22 protein-coding genes and 3 pseudogenes are annotated in these 18499 nt (G+C 67.1%); 10 read left to right on the top strand and 15 right to left on the bottom strand.

Annotated elements, in window-relative coordinates; genetic code table 11:
• The first annotated feature begins 506 nt into the window (after positions 1 to 506).
• The 3 genes from ACWIGU_RS38785 to ACWIGU_RS38775 all read left to right on the top strand — a co-directional run bounded on the left by ACWIGU_RS38785 (position 507) and on the right by ACWIGU_RS38775 (position 2712).
• On the top strand, positions 507 to 1139 hold the full coding sequence (locus tag ACWIGU_RS38785; protein ID WP_454406457.1) for a LysE family transporter: 633 nt from the start codon (positions 507 to 509) through the stop codon (positions 1137 to 1139).
• An 83-nt stretch (positions 1140 to 1222) separates the two neighbouring features.
• On the top strand, positions 1223 to 1678 hold the full coding sequence (locus ACWIGU_RS38780; RefSeq protein ID WP_454406455.1) for a GNAT family N-acetyltransferase: 456 nt from the start codon (positions 1223 to 1225) through the stop codon (positions 1676 to 1678).
• A gap of 122 nt (positions 1679 to 1800) precedes the next feature.
• Positions 1801 to 2712, top strand: a complete 912-nt coding sequence (locus tag ACWIGU_RS38775; RefSeq protein ID WP_454406453.1) for a transposase — start codon at positions 1801 to 1803, stop codon at positions 2710 to 2712.
• A gap of 238 nt (positions 2713 to 2950) precedes the next feature.
• On the opposite strand, the gene ACWIGU_RS38770 is transcribed toward ACWIGU_RS38775, so the two are convergent.
• The gene (locus tag ACWIGU_RS38770) at positions 2951 to 3859 is read right to left on the bottom strand and encodes an MBL fold metallo-hydrolase (protein WP_454406451.1); all 909 of its coding nucleotides are present in this window, start codon (positions 3857 to 3859) and stop codon (positions 2951 to 2953) included.
• 129 nt (positions 3860 to 3988) lie between these two features.
• On the opposite strand from ACWIGU_RS38770, the gene ACWIGU_RS38765 reads away from it, so the two are divergent.
• On the top strand, positions 3989 to 4414 hold the full coding sequence (locus ACWIGU_RS38765; protein WP_454406449.1) for a MarR family winged helix-turn-helix transcriptional regulator: 426 nt from the start codon (positions 3989 to 3991) through the stop codon (positions 4412 to 4414).
• A gap of 897 nt (positions 4415 to 5311) precedes the next feature.
• Here ACWIGU_RS38765 and ACWIGU_RS38760 read toward each other — a convergent pair.
• The 4 genes and pseudogenes from ACWIGU_RS38760 to ACWIGU_RS38745 all read right to left on the bottom strand — a co-directional run bounded on the left by ACWIGU_RS38760 (position 5312) and on the right by ACWIGU_RS38745 (position 7689).
• On the bottom strand, positions 5312 to 5956 hold the full coding sequence (locus tag ACWIGU_RS38760) for a hypothetical protein (protein WP_454406447.1): 645 nt from the start codon (positions 5954 to 5956) through the stop codon (positions 5312 to 5314).
• A gap of 336 nt (positions 5957 to 6292) precedes the next feature.
• A pseudogene (locus tag ACWIGU_RS38755) lies at positions 6293 to 6502 on the bottom strand (IS110 family transposase); the annotation flags it as partial.
• Positions 6503 to 6853: 351 nt separating this feature from the next.
• Positions 6854 to 7318, bottom strand: a complete 465-nt coding sequence (locus ACWIGU_RS38750) for a hypothetical protein (protein ID WP_454406445.1) — start codon at positions 7316 to 7318, stop codon at positions 6854 to 6856.
• Positions 7285 to 7689: an STAS domain-containing protein gene (locus ACWIGU_RS38745; protein WP_454406443.1), complete on the bottom strand. Its 405-nt coding sequence runs from the start codon at positions 7687 to 7689 to the stop codon at positions 7285 to 7287. Before ACWIGU_RS38745 ends, ACWIGU_RS38750 begins: the two co-directional genes overlap by 34 nt.
• Positions 7690 to 8087: 398 nt before the next feature.
• Here ACWIGU_RS38745 and ACWIGU_RS38740 point away from each other — a divergent pair.
• A pseudogene (locus ACWIGU_RS38740) lies at positions 8088 to 8225 on the top strand (helix-turn-helix domain-containing protein); the annotation flags it as partial.
• Between the two features lie 183 nt (positions 8226 to 8408).
• Positions 8409 to 8735 (top strand): hypothetical protein, encoded by a 327-nt coding sequence (locus ACWIGU_RS38735; protein WP_454406548.1) that lies wholly within the window; start codon positions 8409 to 8411, stop codon positions 8733 to 8735.
• A gap of 279 nt (positions 8736 to 9014) precedes the next feature.
• Here the strand turns inward: ACWIGU_RS38735 and ACWIGU_RS38730 are convergent.
• A pseudogene (locus tag ACWIGU_RS38730) lies at positions 9015 to 9224 on the bottom strand (IS701 family transposase); the annotation flags it as partial.
• A gap of 531 nt (positions 9225 to 9755) precedes the next feature.
• On the opposite strand from ACWIGU_RS38730, the gene ACWIGU_RS38725 reads away from it, so the two are divergent.
• The 4 genes from ACWIGU_RS38725 (at position 9756) to ACWIGU_RS38710 (ending at position 12772) form a co-directional block, all read left to right on the top strand.
• Positions 9756 to 9929 (top strand): CsbD family protein, encoded by a 174-nt coding sequence (locus tag ACWIGU_RS38725; RefSeq protein ID WP_454406441.1) that lies wholly within the window; start codon positions 9756 to 9758, stop codon positions 9927 to 9929.
• A 995-nt stretch (positions 9930 to 10924) separates the two neighbouring features.
• Positions 10925 to 11080, top strand: coding sequence for a DUF6131 family protein (locus tag ACWIGU_RS38720; RefSeq protein WP_454406439.1), 156 nt, complete (start codon positions 10925 to 10927; stop codon positions 11078 to 11080).
• 382 nt (positions 11081 to 11462) lie between these two features.
• Positions 11463 to 11789 carry a plasmid stabilization protein gene (locus ACWIGU_RS38715; protein WP_454406437.1) on the top strand — a complete coding sequence of 109 codons (327 nt, stop codon included), beginning with the start codon at positions 11463 to 11465 and terminating at the stop codon, positions 11787 to 11789.
• Between the two features lie 311 nt (positions 11790 to 12100).
• Positions 12101 to 12772 (top strand): HAD family hydrolase, encoded by a 672-nt coding sequence (locus tag ACWIGU_RS38710; protein WP_454406433.1) that lies wholly within the window; start codon positions 12101 to 12103, stop codon positions 12770 to 12772.
• A gap of 104 nt (positions 12773 to 12876) precedes the next feature.
• Here ACWIGU_RS38710 and ACWIGU_RS38705 read toward each other — a convergent pair whose 3' ends face one another.
• The 9 genes from ACWIGU_RS38705 to ACWIGU_RS38665 form a co-directional block, all read right to left on the bottom strand.
• Positions 12877 to 13929 (bottom strand): iron-containing redox enzyme family protein, encoded by a 1053-nt coding sequence (locus ACWIGU_RS38705; protein ID WP_454406431.1) that lies wholly within the window; start codon positions 13927 to 13929, stop codon positions 12877 to 12879.
• Positions 13919 to 14119: a CDGSH iron-sulfur domain-containing protein gene (locus tag ACWIGU_RS38700; protein ID WP_454406541.1), complete on the bottom strand. Its 201-nt coding sequence runs from the start codon at positions 14117 to 14119 to the stop codon at positions 13919 to 13921. Before ACWIGU_RS38700 ends, ACWIGU_RS38705 begins: the two co-directional genes overlap by 11 nt.
• Before the next feature lie 82 nt (positions 14120 to 14201).
• The gene (locus tag ACWIGU_RS38695; protein WP_454406429.1) at positions 14202 to 14894 is read right to left on the bottom strand and encodes a HemK2/MTQ2 family protein methyltransferase; all 693 of its coding nucleotides are present in this window, start codon (positions 14892 to 14894) and stop codon (positions 14202 to 14204) included.
• Between the two features lie 668 nt (positions 14895 to 15562).
• Positions 15563 to 15994, bottom strand: coding sequence for a gas vesicle protein K (locus ACWIGU_RS38690; protein WP_454406427.1), 432 nt, complete (start codon positions 15992 to 15994; stop codon positions 15563 to 15565).
• A complete protein-coding gene (locus ACWIGU_RS38685; protein WP_454406425.1) occupies positions 15984 to 16226 on the bottom strand; it encodes a gas vesicle protein in 243 nt (80 codons plus the stop codon). The genes ACWIGU_RS38690 and ACWIGU_RS38685 overlap by 11 nt, the downstream gene beginning before the upstream one ends.
• The gene (locus tag ACWIGU_RS38680; protein WP_454406423.1) at positions 16223 to 17077 is read right to left on the bottom strand and encodes a GvpL/GvpF family gas vesicle protein; all 855 of its coding nucleotides are present in this window, start codon (positions 17075 to 17077) and stop codon (positions 16223 to 16225) included. The genes ACWIGU_RS38685 and ACWIGU_RS38680 overlap by 4 nt, the downstream gene beginning before the upstream one ends.
• Positions 17031 to 17489, bottom strand: a complete 459-nt coding sequence (gvpJ, locus tag ACWIGU_RS38675) for a gas vesicle protein GvpJ (RefSeq protein ID WP_454406421.1) — start codon at positions 17487 to 17489, stop codon at positions 17031 to 17033. Before gvpJ ends, ACWIGU_RS38680 begins: the two co-directional genes overlap by 47 nt.
• Before the next feature lie 33 nt (positions 17490 to 17522).
• Positions 17523 to 17774, bottom strand: a complete 252-nt coding sequence (locus ACWIGU_RS38670; protein WP_266569951.1) for a gas vesicle protein GvpG — start codon at positions 17772 to 17774, stop codon at positions 17523 to 17525.
• A gap of 9 nt (positions 17775 to 17783) precedes the next feature.
• Positions 17784 to 18497 (bottom strand): GvpL/GvpF family gas vesicle protein, encoded by a 714-nt coding sequence (locus ACWIGU_RS38665; RefSeq protein WP_454406419.1) that lies wholly within the window; start codon positions 18495 to 18497, stop codon positions 17784 to 17786.
• Between the last annotated feature and the right edge of the window lie 2 nt (positions 18498 to 18499).

Here is an 18499-nt window from a genome sequence, read left to right as displayed (position 1 = left end):
CGGCTCGGGGGACGCGGGCACGGGCACCTCGTGCCCGCGGCACAGCGACCGGCCGCGCCAGGTCGCGATGACCGTGGACCCCCGATCGTGCGTCCCGAGCGGCAGATGCGCGAACGTCAGCCGGTGGAGCCAGACCTCCACACCCCCTGAGAAGTCCCTTGCTGAATCCTTCCGGCATTCCCACGCTGGCCTGCGGCTTCACGGAACTCCGGTCAGAGCCTTGAAAATCCTCACCGCCGCTAACCCGTTCCCCAGGTCTGCTCACCTTGCTCCCTCGCCATCGGCGCTGACCTGCGGCGGCGCTGACGGCCGGCGTCGGTGCCATGAGATACAGCGATCATTGCCGACAACGCCGCTCTCGAAATTGAGTTGTCCCGGCGGCCGCGATGCCCACAAGATCTACCCATGACCACGATCACCGCCTTCATGCCGCTGACCTCGACCGCCCGTTCGGCGCGAGTCCAGCAGCAGCCCGGCCGACTGTGGAAGCCGACGCTCGCGCACTCGTGATCGCCGCCCTGGTCGCGGGACTCCTTGCTGGCTACGGCATCGCCGTGCCTGTGGGAGCGGTCGCGACCTACCTTGTAGCTCTGGCAGCCCGGACGTCTCTGAAGATCGGTGCTTGTGCTGCACTGGGTGTCGCAACCGCCGACGGCCTCTACGCGCTGATTGCCGTGCTTGGAGGCTCCGCGCTCATCCCCGTCATCGAGCCGATCGCCCTTCCGCTGCGATGGGTCTCGGCCTTGGTGCTCATCGCACTGGCGGCGCGCAGCGGCGCGGCGGCAATCCGTCGGCATCGTAGGCGGCAGACGGCAGCTCGGGCCGGTGAGGTCCCCCTCAGCCCCGCACGGGCCTATATGGGGCTGCTGGGAATTACGATGATTAACCCCATGACCATGATCTACTTCGCGGCACTCGTGCTCGGCAGCCAGACCGCGACGGCTCCAGACCGCCTGGAACAGGTCCTATTCGTCCTCGCCGCCTTCGCAGCATCCGCCAGTTGGCAACTGCTTCTCGCCGGCGGCGGAGCATTACTCGGCCGAACTCTGGCCGGCAGTCACGGGCGACTCATCACCGCCATGGCCTCCAGCACCCTGATCACGGCGCTCGCCATTCACCTACTCGTTTCAGCGCCATGACACGTATCGGCCGCCGAAAGTCTCCAACTGACGGGCGAAGCGGCACCCGTGGCACCGAGTGACCTGCAGAAGGAGAAACCAAAGTGAAGATCGTGGTAGACGACCTATCCGGCCCTGAGATCGTCGGCTTTCTCGATGAGCATGTCCAGCAGATGCGGTCCATCACGCCTCCGGAGAGCAAGCACGCCGTTGATCTCGATGCCCTCCGCAAGCCCGAGGTCACGTTCTGGTCAGTGAGGGATGGTGACACCCTGGTGGGCTGCGGTGCGATCAAGAGGCTGGACGGGGGGCACGCGGAGCTGAAGTCGATGCGTACCATGCCGGCGCGGGAGCGGAGCGGGATCGCGTCCCTGCTGCTGGAGCACATCATCACCGAGGCCAAGCGGATGGGTTTCACGAGGCTGAGCCTGGAGACGGGCACGGCCGAGTTCTTCCTGCCAGCTAGGAAGCTGTACGAGAAGTTCGGGTTCGTCCACTGCGAACCGTTCGCTGACTACCAGACCGACCCGAACAGTAAGTTCATGACAAGGAAGCTCTAAGCTTTTTGTTTAACCTCGCCGGTTCACCCGACCTGTTGATCTCGGCTTCTTCCTGAGACAGCAGGACGGCCGTTCTTCACGCTTCGAGGTGTCGAGCAACGTCGCGTGAAGGAACGGCCGCTGTGAAGAGTCTGGCTCCTGCAGGTCCCGCAGACGCCGCGTTGGGCGTGCTGTCCCACTTTCGTATCGAGTTCTACGACTGCCTCTACCAGCGGGCGGACTCGCTCTTCGAGCTGACCGACGCGGTGCTGTGCGCGGACGGTCCGGTGACGTCGCTGGTCGGGCTCACGCTGACGGCCGAGCACCGGCGTGGGCACGGGGCGATGTACGACGCGGTCAACCACGGCTGGCTGGAACCCCGCCGCCTGTGCAGACTCCTCGCCGCAACGCCGGTGCCGCGTGCGGCAGACGGGCGGATCGTTCTCGCGGTCGATGTGAGCAACTGGCTGCGACCCGATGCCCCGACCAGCCCGGACCTGCTGTTCTGCCACGTCTACGGCCGCGGCCGCGGCTCGGATCAGTTCATCCCGGGATGGCTCTATCCTTTCGTCGCCGCCCTGGAATCGGGACGCACCTCCTGGACCGCCCTGCGCGACGCGATCAGGCTGGGGCCGGCCGACGATGCCACCGCGGTGGCCGCTACCCAGCTCCGCGATGTCGTCCCCCGCCTCATCCACGCCAGGCAGTGGAAGCCCGGTGACGCGGACATCCTCGTCGTGATGGACGCCGGCTACGACGTCACCCGCCTCGCCTTCGTCCTGGCGGATCTGCCCGTCGAACTGGTCGGCCGGCTTCGCTCGGACCGGGGTCATGCTCCGCGACGCAGCCCCTCGCCTCTCCACCCCGCACGGCGGGCAGCCCCGCATGCATGGCGGCGTCCTCACCTTCTCCAAGCCCGACTCCTGGCACACCCCCGACCGGACCACCGCCTGCGACACCAACCACTACGGGACGGCCGCTCGCCTGGGACCGGATGCACCCACGCCTGGCCACCCGCGGCCCGTGGCTCGACCACTGCGGCGAACTCCCCCTGATCCACGGCATGTTGATCCCCCGCTTGTCTCTGGCGTAGAGCTCCTGGCTCATGACCTGGGCGACCAGGTTCATGAACGGGTCGATGCCGGTGGTCTCCTCGCAGCGGCCGAACACCTTCGCGCGGTGGACGTCGTAGGCGGGCAGGTAGGCGAGCGCGCCGCCGCGTCCGTAGGTGTGGTTCACCCGCATCGTCGTCCCGGAGCGCGCGAATCCACGAGCAGCGCGCGATCGCTGTCGTCACTGGTCATCACCCTTGGGGCGGGCGTCCAGGGGGCGCCAGGCAGGGCCGCTGTCGCTCTGCCGGACCTGTCCGAAGACCGCGTCGGCGAAGTGGCCGCCGAAGCCGATTGTGTCGGGCTCTTCCAGTTCGACGACGAGACGGCGGCGGTGATCGGCGGCCCCCACGGGGTCGTGATCGAAGGCCGAGGACCATTCAGGGTGGTCAACCTGGATCGGCGAGTGCAGGGAATCGCCGAAGGCGATCAGTCGCCGCCCGCCCGAAGTGATGACGTACTCGGCGTGCCCGGCCGTGTGACCTGCGGATATCCGCGCGTGTACGCCCGGGAAGATCTCCTGTCCGTCCGCCACGGGACGCACCAGCGGCGCCAGGGCTGTGACCTCTGCGGTCATGCCCTGCTCCTTCAGCAGGTCGCGCTGGGCCCATTCTGGCGCGGACACCAGGTAGTCGGCATGGGCGAAGGCGGGCCGAGCACCGCCCGGGGCAGGATGCCAGGCCCAGCCCAGGTGGTCGGGGTGGAGGTGGGTGAATGCGATTGCCTCGACCGTTTCCGACCCACGGCCGAGCTGGGCCAGGCTCTCCAGGAGCGCGCCCCCATGAATGACGCCGCGCGGGCCCTCCGGAGCCGCGGGGAGCCTCTGCGGTCCGAAACCTGCATCGATCAGCAGGGCGCGATCACCGTGCTCCACCAGCAGGGCGCCGATACTTGCCACGAGATGGCCCGAGGCGTCCAGAAGTTCCGGGTGGGCAGCCCACACCTCATCGGTGGTGTCCGGGAACAGGGCCCGTGGCCGGAGCCGTACATCGCCGTCCGGTACGTACGAGACCTTCGTGTCGCCCAGTTGCAGCGAGCGGATTCTTGCCGGCCTGCGCAACCGGTCGGTGCGGTCCAGTGCAGAGTTCGCCATGGTTCTTCCTCTCCTGGTGCGGCGTCGTGTCGTCTCCGTGGGTCTCAGCGACGGCGTCACCATATGCGTCAAGCTCAAATCATTCAAGCTCTAATTATTCTGACTTGATGAACTTGCTAGGGTGGGGTGATGACGACGCTTCCGGAACCGCACGCCATCGCCGAGCGGGAGATCTGCGGTCTGGTGGGCGCACTTGCCCAGCAGATCGCCAATCACGTACGCGTCCGTGCCGTCGCGCTCGGCCTCACCCCGGCCCAGGCGACTGCGCTGCGGGAGATGACCGGGCCCATGACCATGCGAGAGCTCGCCGAACGCATGAGCTGCGAGCCCTCCAACGCCACCTTCGTCATCGACAAGGTCGAGAAGCTCGGCCTGGTCGAGCGCCGCGCCCACCCCACCGACCGCCGCGCAAAGCACCTCATCCTCACCGAGGAGGGCGCGGCCCTCCGTGAACGGCTCCTCGAACTCCTCGCCCAGGACTCGCCGCTGGCCGGACTCACACCTGAGCAACAGCGCGCCCTCCAAGACCTGTTGGAACAAGCCGTCATCCGCTGATGAGCCAAGGTCTCGGAATCCGGCTCGGACACCAGGAGGTAACCAACCGGCCGATATCCGGGGCGAATTAGATGTTCAGGTTCGTTGAGGAGACGAAAAGGGCGTCTGGCACGCGCTGCTGGGCGCCGCCTACACCGCTGGAGGCGTCGTGGTGACGCTGATCGGGAAGTGGCTCCGCATCTTGATCTGACGGCGGGCCACGACGGACGGCCGTGGCACTCGCACCATCCTGGTGACTTCCGTGGCCGCGAACGTAATATCCGGCAAGACCGGTGATTGATCGCGCGGGGCGGGGATGGAGAGTGATCCGCTCCCCATTCGCAGGCGGTCCGCTACGGCGAAGGCCGTACTCCACCTGGCCAGCCTGCGGCGGTCGAGCCGGGGATGCGCGCTGGCCTACGCTGCGCAAGAACTGCCCTGAGGCCCGCCCTCGGGAACGGGCCCCAGGAGCCGTTGGGGCCCCGCGCGCGGTTGGCGTGGCAGCGCGGGGCCGTAGGCACGTCGCGTACAGACGTCCTGCGTCGACGTTAGGGGCTGAGAGGCATGCCTGTCGCGCCAGAGGACGCCGTTCGCGTCAGGGCCGTCACAGGAAGCCCTCCGGCCCCAGCTCTGGCTCGTCCTCGGTGAAGTCCATGCCAATCCACGGGTCCGGCATCCGGCATCCACTCCTCGAACGGGTCGAAGCCGAGCAATTGGACCTTCCTGGCGCGGGTGGACTCCTTCGGCTTCCACGCCAGGCGCGACGGTTACGTTAGCGCCAGGTGCGCGGCCGGGGGGCATGTAATCGGCCTTGGGGTAACCGCTGGGGTGCGGGCATTCCTGGAGAGTCCGGGTTAAACAAGGCGCAGAGCAATCCTTCTCCGAACTAAAGCTCGCATGGGGTTGGGTCAGCCGACGTCAGAGTCCGAACGCGGTGGTCACCTGCTCAGTGAGATCGTCTTCGGTCATCGTGGTCTCGACGTGGATGGTGTGCAGTTGGAGACGCTCGGTTTCCTCCTCTAGGCGTATTGTGAACATGTGGTCACGTTCCGCAATGTTGCGGCCAGCCTTTGCGGGATCGCTGGTCTTCCATGCAAACCCTTGCCCTGGTAACGACCGACTTCGGATGGCGGCCTGGCGGAAATCGGGTGTGGGAAGAAGCCAGAGTGCGTGCTCAGGAGCAGCAAGCAGAGGTTTCACGAGGTGCGGCAGCAGCCGAAATCCCTCGACGATGACGCATGGCTCCTGCGGCAGGCGAAGGAGATCTTGAATGATCAGGCCGAAGCCCTCGCCTTGAAACCAGTGGAAGGTCTCAAGCATGACCTCCGGAGTCCGGCTCACCCATCGCTCGTCCATGTCCATGGCCATGAACTTGTGCAGGTGGGGGGCCTCTTCGGGGGTGGTCCGCATCGCGTGATCATGCATCACGTCGTCGGTTGCGTAGAGGCGCCAGCCGTAGCGATCGGCGAGTCGGCGTGCGATGGTCGACTTGCCTGCACCACTCCCGCCACCAATCCAGTAAACGTTCTGCAGCCGTGCCGGAAGCTCTGCGGCGTCGGTCACCTCTTCATGCTGTCCGGGCTGCATCTTTCTCCGATCCGGTGGGACGACCAAGGTGAGCCTCGTTGCGGTCGTCGTGGTTGGCGGCTTTCTCTGAAACTACTGCCTGCTGGCGAGAGGTCACCCGGATTGGTAGTGACCGTGCGCCCGGCGATTCGGCTGAGATCGGGCATGCCGAGGTTCACGGTGGTTGGCTTATGGAGCTGGGCCGGCTTCTCCTCGGCGCTGGCCAGGCTGACCTCCAAGCCCTCGACCTCTCCGATTCAGCCTTCGCGCTGAGCTTCGGCGATCCGATCGAGCAGGTTGTCGCGGATCTCGATCAGACGGTCTCGCTGGGACGGTGCAGGCGGCCTCCAATTGGACCAAGAGCGCGAGCATCTGCTTGCGGAGCGCGTCCTCCACCAGCGATGGCTGGTGCGCCCAGTTGGCGCGGAGGATCTCCCGGGGCCGGTCGGCCTCGGTCTCGATGCCGCGTTGGCGGCCGGCGCGCTTGAGTACAGCCTGCAGCTGCGTGCGCGTCAGCCGCGAGGCCCACGCCGGTTTCGGAGCCGCCGGGCTCGCATCACCAACACCGACGAGCCATCTTTCGACGGGTGTTGACGCCCGGCAGCACGGGACGGCGCCGATCTTTCGGGAGGCCTCGCGTGCAGGGAGGACGTCAAACATCCGTCCAGCACAAACCGGCGCCAACACAGGCTGGACGGCGACAGGTGTAGATGGCGTCCCGCCATGTGGTGTAGCCGATCCATCCTTGGGCGCGCGGTCCAATAGGCGTCCGTCCGAGGCCCACATGCTTGTCACCGCTGAACCGCTGAACCGCTGAACCGCTGAACCGCTGAACCGCTGACCGCTCCGCGGGGCGGTCGGCTTCGCGGCGGTCCGGTAGGGCCGGGGCTCAGCTCAGGGGCCGGCCGACGGACACGGCGAGGGCGAGCTCCCGGGAAGCCAGGCGGGCTTGGGCGCCGGCGCGGTGGGGACGTTCAGTCGGCCGGAGTCGTCGGTGAGCCGGTTCAGGGTGGTGCGCACCAGGGCCGCTGTCGCCTGGGGGACCCGGTCTGAGATGACGATACGGGCGAACGGCGAGGCCGTTGAGTGGAGATCGATGCAGGTCGCCGGGAGTTTGCGGGGGCGGATCGCGACGAAATCCTGCGTTCCCGCGTGCTCCCGGACACCGAGGCAGAGTGCGCCTGGGATCCACATGCCCTGGCCGGGTGTGCCGCGCAGGACGGGGCGCCAGGAGGGCTCAACGGTCGCCTTTGTCACCGCGGAGAGTGGCACCTTGACGTCGCCTCGGCGTGCGACGATCTTCTCCCACCAGGTCAGTCTGACGATCAACTCGTCACCTCGGGCCGTAAGCCGGGCCATGGTCGGAGCACCTCCTTCTCGCCTTCCTTCACCGTAGCGGTGGCTTGGGCGACGGTGTCGACGACGGGCATCACGTCGGTCAAGTCCGTGATGTGCAGGAGGCGCCGGATGCGCCGCTGCGGGCATACCAGGCGCAGCTGGCCCTGACGGTCCTTGGCCGCGTGGTGCGCGGCGACCAGGACGCTCAGGCCGCTCGCATCGCAGAAGTCCAACCCGGACATGTCCACAACGACCTGTGCCGGGGTGCGCTCGGCGATGACCTCTTCGAGGTGGTCGCCGAGCTGGTTCTGGGTAGCGATGTCGAGCTCACCGCTCACCTCGACGACCGTCCATCCACCGTGGCGACGGGACGACACTCTCAGCCAGTCCATCAACTTCACCCCCTCAGCCTGTGTCGGGAACGCCCACCGTCGCGGGCGGCTGAGGGCCCGCGGGCGACGTCAGCGGATGGCCTCCGCCCACGCGGCGGCCATCCTGCACGCGGTGACCTCCCGGTCCAGCGCCGCAAGCGTCACGGCGGCACCCGGCCTTTGCGGGTGCCCCGTCGGCGAGCCGATCGAGTCTGCGGAGGGCCTGGAACGTAACAGCACCAACGGGAGTACCCCCTCTCACCGTGCGGCCGTGCCCTATAAATCCCATATAGCTTGGTTTGTAATCAAAAGCAATACGCCTTGGGCAGGAGGTTTGGCGCCGCAACGTCAGCCGGTCGAGCGGGCCCCACGCCCCTTGCCACGCTGCGTGCAGCGTGGTCCTTGGCGGGCGCGGTACCTCGTCACTCAAGACCGCGTACGACGGCGGTGCCACCGTCCGCATCCTCGCCGAGAGCACCGGCAGGTCGTATGGGTTCGTGCACTACATCCTCACCGAGGCCGGCACCCCTTTGCAGGGCCGCGGAGGTGCCGCCCGCAGTCCTGACCTGGACGAACGTGATCCACGATCCGCCGTTTCGCGCGAAGGGCGCTCCCGTTCTCGGCGCCTTCCTCGAAATGCCTGGCCCCTTCGAGGTGCACCACGACGAGGACGACCAGGTGGAGAGTCCGCAGGACGCCAGCGCCCCGGCCCTCCCCGCGCCACGTGACAGGCGGGGAGCATGAGCGGCCTGTGGCGCCAGGTCCTGGCCGCCCTCCACAACGACCACCCCCACGAGCAGCACGTGCGCGAGGAACTGCTTGCCCTGGGGGCGGCCGAGCTCGCTCACGCCCGCCGCAGTGGCGACGAGCCGCTCACCGCAGAGGACGTGCAGCGCATCGCCCTGTCCGGAGTTCTCCCTGCTGCTCGACGACGGGCAGGCCCGTGCCGCCCTCGCCCAGCGCGGCAACCAGGGCCGGTGACCTCAAGCGGCCTCGCGCGTTGGTGGGACGATGCCCACGACGCTGCGGCCGGTGCCCGCCAGCGCCCCGCCCGTCCGCTCGGGTGAAGCCGTTGTGCCCCCCGGCGAACGAGCCGATCTACACGGCGCTGGCAGCCCGGTGGACCGCGGCGGGGCGTGTCGTGCCCAGTCAGGTCGACCAGGAGTGGAACATGCTCGTGAGCCACTGTCCGTGGCCGACCCGATAGACCGGCGTGGCGCGGCGGGCCTTCCCCCGGGGCCCCGCACCACGCCACCTGGGCCGGCAGCCCCGGAAGCCTGCCCGGTCACCCGGGGCTGCCGGCGTTGCCGGGTGGGTTCGTCGCCGTCGAACTCCCAGACGGCGGGCAGCCGGGCGGCGGCCCAGTCGTGCTGAAGCCCGTCCGGGGTGGCATGACCGGCGTACTCGGCGAGCTGTCAGCCGTTCTTGCGCCCCACCGGGCCCAGCAGCCCACGCACGTAATCCGGCTTCCGGCGTTGTGGCTCTACCCGGACGAAACAGGATCCGAACCGCAGGAACAGATTCTCAAGTTCACGGCCCCAGACGCTCGTGGGCACGCCGTTGATCACGTCTACGGACTGCTCGGTCTGTTGTCACTACATGCGGCGCGGTCACATTAAATGTGGCGCGGTCACACGTTCGCGAGACGGTCCGCCAGGATCGCCCAAACCCACCCCGCTACACTCCCCAGACCCATGCCGTTGACTAGCAGTAATGGAGAAGTACGGCTGGAGTACTAGGCCGTCTGCGCGTTCGCGCGTCACCGGCCCGGACATCTTTCCTGGGTCCGGCGGCGCAGCACATTTGGGTGGAGCGGTAGCTCTCAGCGCCCTTCGGTGGCCGGCGGTGTCCGACCATGCTGGACGGCGCATCAACCCTCGCCCGTGATCCCGGGCAATCGGCATAAGGCGAGGCGACGGCCGGTCTGCGTCGCACGGTCGTTGGCTCAGCGTAGTGGTACGAACTCCATTTTTTGAATTTCTGTGTAAAAGCCACCACGGTGGGCTTGACAATAGCTATGAGGGGTACTTTGCGGTTAGGTGCAGAGAAGGACAACTCCCTTGACGGGGTTGGGACGGGAGCGCGCTGTGGCTGGGAACCAGAAGGCCAAAGCCAAGAAGGAGCAAGTGAAGGGAAAGGTGAAGGAAACGACCGGGCGCGCGATAGGCAATGAAGAGATGACCGCTAAGGGTCGCGCGGAGAAGGCCAAGGGGGATGCACGCCAGGCCAAGGAGAAGGGGAAGGACATCTTCCGCGGTTGATGAAGACTACCTGTGAGCCTGCCGCACGATATCGCGTGGCAGGCACAGGGCGGTGCGGAGAAGCGCCACGACGTACAGATCGATGAGTCATTTGCCCGGGCCTGTAACCACCGGCGACCGTTGTTGTCGATTCGCATACGGTGGCGGGTATCCCACCACTGCTCTTCTCACTGAGTCGTGCAGTGGTGGCAGAGTGCCCTGGCCCCCCGAACGTCAGCACGGCGCAGGCCGCCGCCCTATGCCCGATTGACGAGCAACCAGCACCCGTCAGAGTCTGTGCTCCGAAACGAGCGTTCTCGCAAACGATCACACAGCACGAGGTGGGCCCGTCGGCTCCCACGCAGTGAGCCGTCCCCACCACAGCGTTCACAGATGCCCTCGGTGCGGCCGGCGAAAGCATCAGTGACAGCATGAAGCCGCGCATGCTCGGCATCTGTCCAGCTGCCGCCAGGCTTCCACGGCCGCGGAGGCGCCTGAAATCTGTCCCGCAGAGCCCACCCACCGGCGGGTAGGTGGGTTTCGCATGTGGTCGAGCGGTTCGCACGGATCGCAGGCCAACTTGCCCATGTGGAAATGCCGTTAGGCGTCACGTACGCCCAGCAGGACAGGCGTCGGCGACGGCTGCGTCGTGCTGCTGGCGAGCGTCTGGCGACCTAGTGTGAAGACGTACGTCGCCTGACGTCGATGGCTCCGCTCGCGCTGCATCACCCCGCATCTCCCGTCGCGGCACCAATAACTCAGAGCAAGCTCGGACGGCATCGGTCGCGAGACGCTCCGTTGTCGGGTGCCGCAGACTGCTCGTCGCCAGGAACACAACGCATGGACGAACGCTTCCTTCGCTTCGTTCGTGTCGCTGCGACAACGCACCTGCCGCCTCAGATTCCGCAAGTGCAATGACTTCATAGCTGAAGCGATTTGCTCCACTGGATGACATCCAGCCCCGAATCGTAGAGAGGCGCATAATTGAAAGTGTCTGTCTGGGATTGGAGAGGCTGATGGTCATCCTCGGTGTCATCCTGCTTGTCATCGGATTTGTGACTGGAATTTCCATACTGTGGACCATCGGGGTTGTCCTGTTGGTGATAGGCGCCATCCTGTGGGTCCTCGGAGCTGTTGGTCACTCTGTGGGTGGCAGGCGGCACTATTGGTGATGACCGCCTGAGCCAGCGCAGGATTCCTGGCCACCGTCCGACGGGTTGCACACGGGCACCCCCATGACGACGCTCCTCACCAGGATGTGTGTGGGCTCCGCTCGAGTGGCCCAGGGGTGCGTGACGGAGACATGCGAGTGCACGTAGTGCCCGCTCATTCCGGCCATGGACGCTGATCTGACGCTCGTTCACCTCACGTGCGAGATGGCGATCAGACTCACGCGCGGCGCCCTGGATAGCCTATGAGAGCTCCGGGCCCTCCAGGACCGCTGTTGGCCTGCTGTTGCGCCCCAGGCGCCGTGGCGTGTTCTTGATGCCGATGACCCGCGACGTTTCGGGTACTCGACACATAGACGTCGCTTGAGGGGCAAGGAGGCAGACGATGCCCACAGGTTCAAGTCCCAAGCGGGAACGGCAGTATGAGCACATCAAGGAGAGCGCCGAAGAGCGTGGTGCTTCGAAGGGCCGGGCGAAAGAGATCGCTGCGCGCACCGTCAACAAGGAACGCGCCCGGTCGGGCGAATCGAAGTCGGCCGGCAAGACCTCCACACAGGACAAGAAGTCGGCCCCGCAGCGTGGCGGGGAACGCTCGCACACCGGCGCGCAGGGACCGACGAAGGATCAGCTGTACGCGGAGGCGAAGAAGCGCAACATCGACGGGCGGTCGTCGATGAACAAGCAGGAGCTGCGCAAGGCTCTCGGCCGCTGACGACTCGGCGGCATGGAGTCCGCAGCGTCGGCTCTCGACGCTCTCGTCACGATGCCTTGCAGCGAAACATCGCGACAGTTTCGCGTCGCGACAGAGCCGAGCCGCATCACAAGTACGGAACGCGGTGAGCCAGGCAAGTGGGTACCCCGTGTCCCGCGGCGTGCGGCACCGAGTCAATCCCGCCCCCTAGGCACCCTGTACCCGCTCCGGCGGCGCCGGGTGGGCGTTGCGAGATGTCACGGACCTCGGCCGGGGCATGCTCGGAAGGTGAGGACGAACCCGGACCGGACGCATTGAAGGACGTGAGGCACATGGCGCGCGCGGCTCTGTTCGACGTCGACGGCACGCTCGTCGACACCAACCACCTGCATGTGGTGACGTGGTGGGAGGCGCTGCGGCAGGCCGGACACGACGTCACGATGCATGACATCCACCGGGCGATCGGCCTCGGCTCCGATGACCTGCTCGCGCACCTCCTCGGCGAGGACCGTGACCAGGACGAGGACGCGCGGCTCAGCACCGGGCACACCGCGTTGTACGGAACCTACTTCGACCGACTGCCGCCGCTGGAAGGTGCCCAGGATCTGTTGAGGGAGCTGGCCGGACGGGGCTGGCGCATCGTCCTTGCGACCTCGGCCGGGGGCCCGGAACTGAGGGCGCTGCGCCGTGCCATCGGCGCGGACGACGTGATCACGGGGGTGGCGAGCGCCGACGATGTGGCTGAGGGCAAGCCGGCGCCCGATCCGGTCCACCGGGCGCTGGAGCTGGCGGAGACGGACGCTTGCGACGCGGTGTTCGTGGGGGACACGGTCTGGGACATGAAGGCTGCCTCCAGGGCAGGTGTGCGCGCCGTCGGTGTGGTGTGCGGCGGCATCCCACGTACGGACCTCGAAGAGGCGGGAGCCGAGGCGGTGTACGACGGTCCTGCGCACCTGCTCGGCCTGCTCGACACGAGCGTCCTGGCCCCGATGAATCGCACATAGTTTTGACGCATGCGCCTACCTGCTGGAAAGAATTGCCACCGATCCCGCGAACGTACGAGCCATGAGTTCCCTCCCGCGGGACCGGGTGCCCGGCCGCGAGGCTCTCATGCCGTTGTGTGACGTGGCGTCAACCTCGACGGTGCCGGATCCAACGGTGTGCGCAATGCACTGCGGTCGTTTCGCCAGGCTCTCAGAAGGTGGCTGCCGAGACGTTCTTCGAGGAAGACGGTGGCCTCGACACCGTGGGCGACATCGGGGGCGAGTGCCGGTTCGTCGGACAGCAAGCCGCCGACGACCTCGCGGCGCACGACCTGTTCGTGGACGGCGTCGGCCTCCACGTGCTCGTCGTAGAAGCGTGTCGCGGCCGCACCCGCGCCGGTGCGCCGCAGGGCCGCGGCCAGTCGCCGCGAGCCGGGTGAGGAGGTCACCTCGACGGCGGCGAAGTGACCCACGAGGGCTCCGCGCAGAGCGCGGTGCAGACCGAACAGAGACATGACGTTGACGGTGGCCAGCGCCTGTGCGGGAGCGACGTCGGCGTAGTGACCGTAGTCGGTGTCCAGGCCGAGATCGGTCATGAGGTCGGCGAAGAGCTGGGCGTGGATGTTCTCGGGCCGCCCGGCACCGAACTCGTCGAACTCGATGGCCACCATGCCGGCCTTGGCGCGTCCGCGCAGGCGCGGGATGACCCACACGTGCGGATCGGCTTCTTTGAGGTGGTAGAGGGACCGCAGCGCGGCGTACTCCCTGAGCTGCTCCGCCGTGCCGTCCCTCTGCAGGAAGTGGGTCACGCTCGATTCGTCGTGGTCGGCGGGCTCCAGCAGGAGAGGTGCGAGTGCGGCGTCCGCATCGGCCTGCGAGGGTACATCGGCCCGCAGTGCACTGTGGAAGCGCTCTTCGAGGAGCCCGCGCAGAGCCAGGAGATCGGCGTCCCATTCGAGTTCGTCCCTGACACCGGCGAACCCCTGGTAGTGCATTTCGTAGAGCATGTACAGGGCGAGCTGGAGGTCATCCGCGTATGGGTCGGTGGTCCGCGGCAGCGGCTCGATGCGTGGTGTGGTGGTCGCACCGCGAAGTGCGTCGACGACGTGACGCGAGATGTCGCCGCGCGGCAGGGGGAGCGTCGGCCGGCGTCGGGGCTCCCGAGTGTCAGGATTCATGATCGGACCGCTCTCGGCCGCGTGAATCGGCTGGCGGCCTGGTGGTACCAGAAGCCCCCCTGGACAGCGGGCTCGCGTCCGCCGTCTTCTGTGACTTGGTGCGTCCACGATGGCTGGTGTCACACCACGGGTAGGTGCGGCTGCGCCGACAGATGCAGATCGCGACGGTGAAGCGATGCGAGACGGACACCGTCCCGTCGTCGGCTACCACCTCGACGGGTCCCTCCACGAGCAGTGGCCCGTCCGGGTCGACGGTCACACGGCGCGGTCGCTCAGATGCGTGCGGCACGGATGACCACCAGCTCTTCCCTGTTCTCGTCGCCCATGAGTCCGCGCCTGCGCAGCCAGGGCGCACGGGCACGGAGCACCGGTCCGAAAGGGATACGCGCCCGGTCGACGACCTCGGCGTACAGCCCTGCTCCGGTGAGCCGATCCAGGGTGGCGTCGGTTCCGGACAGAGCCGACTGCACGAGCAGCAGAACACCGTCGGCCCGCAAGGAGCCGGGGGCGGTGTCGCAGATGAGGTCCAGCAAGGCCCGCCCATCGGCCCCCGCGTCCCATGCACGGGCCCTGCCACGACGTTGCGGACCGTCCGACGGAGACGGGACGTAGGGCGGATTGCTGATGACGAGGTCGTAGGTGTGTCCGCGTACCGCCGTGGTCAGGTCTCCGTGCCGTACAGTGACGCGCTGCCGGGACAGCAGCGCGTTGAGACGGGTGGTCCATACGGCGGCCCATGAAATGTCGACGGCGGTCACCCTGGCGCCCCGCCGCGCGGCGTGCAGGGCCAGCGCCCCAGTCCCAGTCCCCACATCCAGCACGTCAGTGCCGGGACCGATGGGCTCCCGGTACAGCGCGCTGGTGAGTATCCGGGTGTCGCACTGCGGTGCGTACACGCCGGGCGGGCGGAGCAGGTGGGGCGTGGTCGTGGGCGCCTGGGCCAGGGCCGGTGCCTGTTGAGCCATCGGCTGACTCCGATCCGTGGGACGCGCGACCGTGGCAGTCGGGTGTGCGTCGTTCACATTCGGCGGATGCGCTGTCTGGTCTCGTGTGACACCGAGTGCCCTACGAGGCGGGATCCACACGCAAGAGGGACTGTCTGGCAGGAAGGCTTGGAGGGCGTTCGGGCGTCGCGCCCCCGAGCGTCGCGGCCTCGTCCTCTCCGGCGTCCCGGCAGGCAGTGCCTGTGTAATGTCGCCCGAAGTCACGATGCCCTGCGCGGTGTACCCGTGCGGATGGCAGGCGCTGCGGGTGGTGCGTTGCAGACAGCGCAACGGATCGGCGGCGCTGTGGGCACCGCCGCACGCCCTGCCGGGTGTGACCCACGTGCTCCTCAGGGCCACCCACGGCGACCAGCACCTCGCTGTGGCCACTTCTGGGGATCGAAAACCCGTCCCGGTGAGATAGCGGCGTTCGCTCACGGCCGGATCCTGCCAGGGGAGTGTGTGACATGGGGGCTGAATGAGGGTGGGGCAGGTGTTGAAGGCTCGTCAGGGAACTCGCAGGTGCACGCCGACGGAACAGCCGAGCACATGGAAGCAGCGGACCGTCGCAAGAACCCGACACCCGCGAAGTCCTCACCTCCCGAGGCACCTCGGAGCCGTCGTGCCGCAGGGGCCGTGCCCCGGCGTGCTCAGTCGGAAGGTGGCAGCAATGTGCCCAGCGGACCGAGGTCGAGATTGAGGTCCTCCATGGTCAGCCCGTACTGGGCGCACAAATCACTCATTCGCTCATGGAGGACCATGAGCGTCGCCCCGAGGCGCTCCTCCTGCTCGTCGGTGAGATCTCCCTGATCGACCCGGTGCAACGCCTGCCGCTCCATGAGCTGGCGCAGTAGCTCCACCAAGGTGAGGACCAGCTTGATGAGGTCCCGCTCCACGGTGTCGGGGTCGGAGGTGATCCGACGTGCGGGTGAGTGTGAACGCCTGCTCGACGGCGACAAATCGCGAGGCGCTGCGGGCAGAAGCCGGAAGGCGCGCTCAGCGGCCTCCGCGACCTCTTCACGGCGGCGGGCCGAGCCACTCTTGCGCTCAGCGGGCGGCTCGTGCCCGTCCTCAGCCGCCATGGTCGTCTCCAGACGGCGTCGTCTCAGCCCAGGGTGAGGGGTTCTGGGCGCTGATGGACACGATCAGCGCCCTGAGCGAGACCCGCACCAGATCGATGTCGGCGATGGACAATACGACGTCACCGGTGAGCACGACGCCACCGCTGAGCAGGCGGTCCAGCAGATCGATGAGCGCGACTTGCCGCTGCGCCAGTGGCTCGACCGTGGACGACGGTTCGTAGGGAGTGGTCATGGTCGCGGACTTGTCGAGGCGTCATCGGTTTCGGCGGGTGGCATGGCGAAGGAGTAGGGGGCCCAGGGGCCGGTAACCTCTATACGCACGCCCTGCAGTCCGTCAGCGGCTTGCTCAACCCCGGCTCGAAACTCCTCACACTGAGCCAGAGGCACGAGGTATGCGTCATTGACGACGTTCTCGCCCGCTGTGTCGGCGAGAGCGCCCTGCTGCACACGGTGGCGCGCCCTGTCGACGGCGTGCCGGCGCCCCACTCCCTCGACCGCATCGGCCGCTAGCTGGGCAGCCTGGTAGACGCTGTCCCGGACGCTCTGCTGGTGCCTGCGGTTGCGCAGGTAGGCGCGTCCCGGCGACATGTCTGCCTCTCGCCGGGACTCAGCGGCGGCTGGAGCAGTGGACGGCTCGACATAGATCTTGACCCCCCATTCGACGTGCTCGGCCAGGCGCGCCAGGCGATCCGTGAACACGGCCTGCCCACCATCCAGGACGTCGCGCGCTCTGGTGTCGTCGAGATACACCGTTGCCAGACGCAGCGGAAGCACCGTCGTGCGGGTAGCAACGGCCTCGATGACGGCGTGGTGCGCGCGGGCGACGGCCTCGAGCCAGTCCAGGTCTTCCAGGCGTTGCTTGAGGGCGTCCTCCTGGAAGTCCTGCGCGGGCACGTGACTTGCCACGAGTACCAGGGTGTTGTCGTGACTGCTCGGCACGAGGCGGACCGGGGTGTCAGCGACCCCATTGAGCGCGGTGATGAGCTCCTCGAGCCGGTCGGCATTGCGTGCCACGGCATACACGTAGGTGACGAGGTCATTCATCGCGGGCACGTCCTCGTCGACGGCTGTCGCGTGGTTCATCTGCCTCTGCCTCTGCCTCGGCGTCCTTGTCTTCGTCCGAGCGTTCGTGGCGTTCATGCCCGTGCTCGGGGAGCGCCTCGCGGTCCCGGAGCGCATCGATCTCGGCGCGGAGCCGCCGGTTTTCCTCGGTGAGTGACCGATCGTCCCGGCTCCGTGACGACAGTGAGGGGTCGTGCTCCCACCAGTCGATGCCCATTTCTTTCGCCTTGTCGACCGACGCGACGATGAGCCGGAGCTTGATCGTCAGCAACTCGATGTCGAGGAGATTTATCTGGATGTCGCCCGCGATGACGATGCCCTTGTCGAGCACGCGCTCAAGAATGTCGGCGAGATTGGCGGAAGAGCCCTGCCCGTATGGTGGAGCTGCTCTGGAAGGATAGGAGCCAGGCCTGCTGGCCAGAGGTTCATTCACGATGGTGGCCTCGTGTTCCCTCGTCGTGCGGGGTCAGGGCTGCCCGCCCCGCCAATGCGCCCGGATCTCCTCCAGGCGGTCCAGCAGTTCGTCCTCGCGTCGGTCGAACGTCTCCTCGTCGATCTGCCCCGCAAGCAACTGCCGCTCGAGTTCTGCGAGATCGGCTTGCACAGGGGCTGGGTCGTAGTACTCCTTCTCCGCTGCTTCCAGGACGCGGTCGACCGTCCATACGACGCCGCGCACCGGCGCGAGGGGGAGGGTGACGAGCTGCGTGAAGAGACCCATGAGTACTCCTCAGACGAAACTGTAGGGAGGGAGAGGGGCGCTCAGCCGGAGCTCGAAGTCGTCGCCCAACTGATTCGCCACGCTCAACTCCGTGGTCAGGAAGCCCTCTTCTTGGTCATCGGTCACAAGAAACGAGACGCTGAGGAAGTCCGATCCGGTCGGGGTCGAGGAGTCAAACTCTCGGGCGAAGGGGCGCAGGGCCTCGATCACACCTGCGGCCAGGGCCTCCTGACGTGTCTGCACCTCGTGGGCCACCAGCTCGCCGAGTTGGACGGGCGTATCCGGACCTGCCGTACCCGCGCGAATCTCCTCGTTGAGCTGCCGCGCCGTAGTCGATTCCTGAAGGATCTCACGCAGCAGGGCGTCCTCGTTCTGCGACGCCTTGAGGTGGTACTCGGTGCAACCCTCAAGTACGCGGAGTCTGTCCGCATACTCCTCGGCACGTTCCTCCAGGGCCGCCTGTACGGCTTCGTCGTCCGCAGCCATGAGCCCGAATCTCAGAGGAAGCACCGTGCCGTCCGCCATGAGCCGCTCCTGCACCGCTTGGTGCGCGTTGATGTCGCGACGTTTGGGGCGAAGGTTCTCTGGGGCGTCGCTGACAACAGCACACAGCAATCCGGCCGTCACTACGCGCAGCTCGGCCGGAGTCTCGCCGACGCCGTGGAGATCGCCGAGGCGCAGAGGGTGCTGCTTGCCGGTGATGGAGTATACGTAAACGGCCATGG

The organism is Streptomyces sp. NPDC055400 (genome assembly GCF_053644375.1).
Note: the sequence above shows the minus strand (reverse complement) of the source record. Positions and strands in the feature narration are given on the sequence as shown.

Bases quoted from the DNA above. Each gene is read 5' to 3' on its own strand.
- ACWIGU_RS38665 (WP_454406419.1), bottom strand. From the start codon at position 18,497: ATGGCCGTTTACGTATACTCCATCACCGGCAAGCAGCACCCTCTGCGC.
- ACWIGU_RS38690 (WP_454406427.1), bottom strand. From the start codon at position 15,994: ATGGCGGCTGAGGACGGGCACGAGCCGCCCGCTGAGCGCAAGAGTGGC.
- ACWIGU_RS38770 (WP_454406451.1), bottom strand. From the start codon at position 3,859: ATGGCGAACTCTGCACTGGACCGCACCGACCGGTTGCGCAGGCCGGCA.
- ACWIGU_RS38695 (WP_454406429.1), bottom strand. From the start codon at position 14,894: ATGGCTCAACAGGCACCGGCCCTGGCCCAGGCGCCCACGACCACGCCC.
- ACWIGU_RS38750 (WP_454406445.1), bottom strand. From the start codon at position 7,318: ATGGCCCGGCTTACGGCCCGAGGTGACGAGTTGATCGTCAGACTGACC.
- ACWIGU_RS38685 (WP_454406425.1), bottom strand. From the start codon at position 16,226: ATGACCACTCCCTACGAACCGTCGTCCACGGTCGAGCCACTGGCGCAG.
- ACWIGU_RS38705 (WP_454406431.1), bottom strand. From the start codon at position 13,929: ATGAATCCTGACACTCGGGAGCCCCGACGCCGGCCGACGCTCCCCCTG.
- ACWIGU_RS38735 (WP_454406548.1), top strand. From the start codon at position 8,409: ATGAGCGGCCTGTGGCGCCAGGTCCTGGCCGCCCTCCACAACGACCAC.
- ACWIGU_RS38680 (WP_454406423.1), bottom strand. From the start codon at position 17,077: ATGAACCACGCGACAGCCGTCGACGAGGACGTGCCCGCGATGAATGAC.
- ACWIGU_RS38670 (WP_266569951.1), bottom strand. From the start codon at position 17,774: ATGGGTCTCTTCACGCAGCTCGTCACCCTCCCCCTCGCGCCGGTGCGC.
- ACWIGU_RS38745 (WP_454406443.1), bottom strand. From the start codon at position 7,689: ATGGACTGGCTGAGAGTGTCGTCCCGTCGCCACGGTGGATGGACGGTC.
- ACWIGU_RS38715 (WP_454406437.1), top strand. From the start codon at position 11,463: ATGCCCACAGGTTCAAGTCCCAAGCGGGAACGGCAGTATGAGCACATC.
- ACWIGU_RS38720 (WP_454406439.1), top strand. From the start codon at position 10,925: ATGGTCATCCTCGGTGTCATCCTGCTTGTCATCGGATTTGTGACTGGA.
- ACWIGU_RS38765 (WP_454406449.1), top strand. From the start codon at position 3,989: ATGACGACGCTTCCGGAACCGCACGCCATCGCCGAGCGGGAGATCTGC.
- ACWIGU_RS38710 (WP_454406433.1), top strand. From the start codon at position 12,101: ATGGCGCGCGCGGCTCTGTTCGACGTCGACGGCACGCTCGTCGACACC.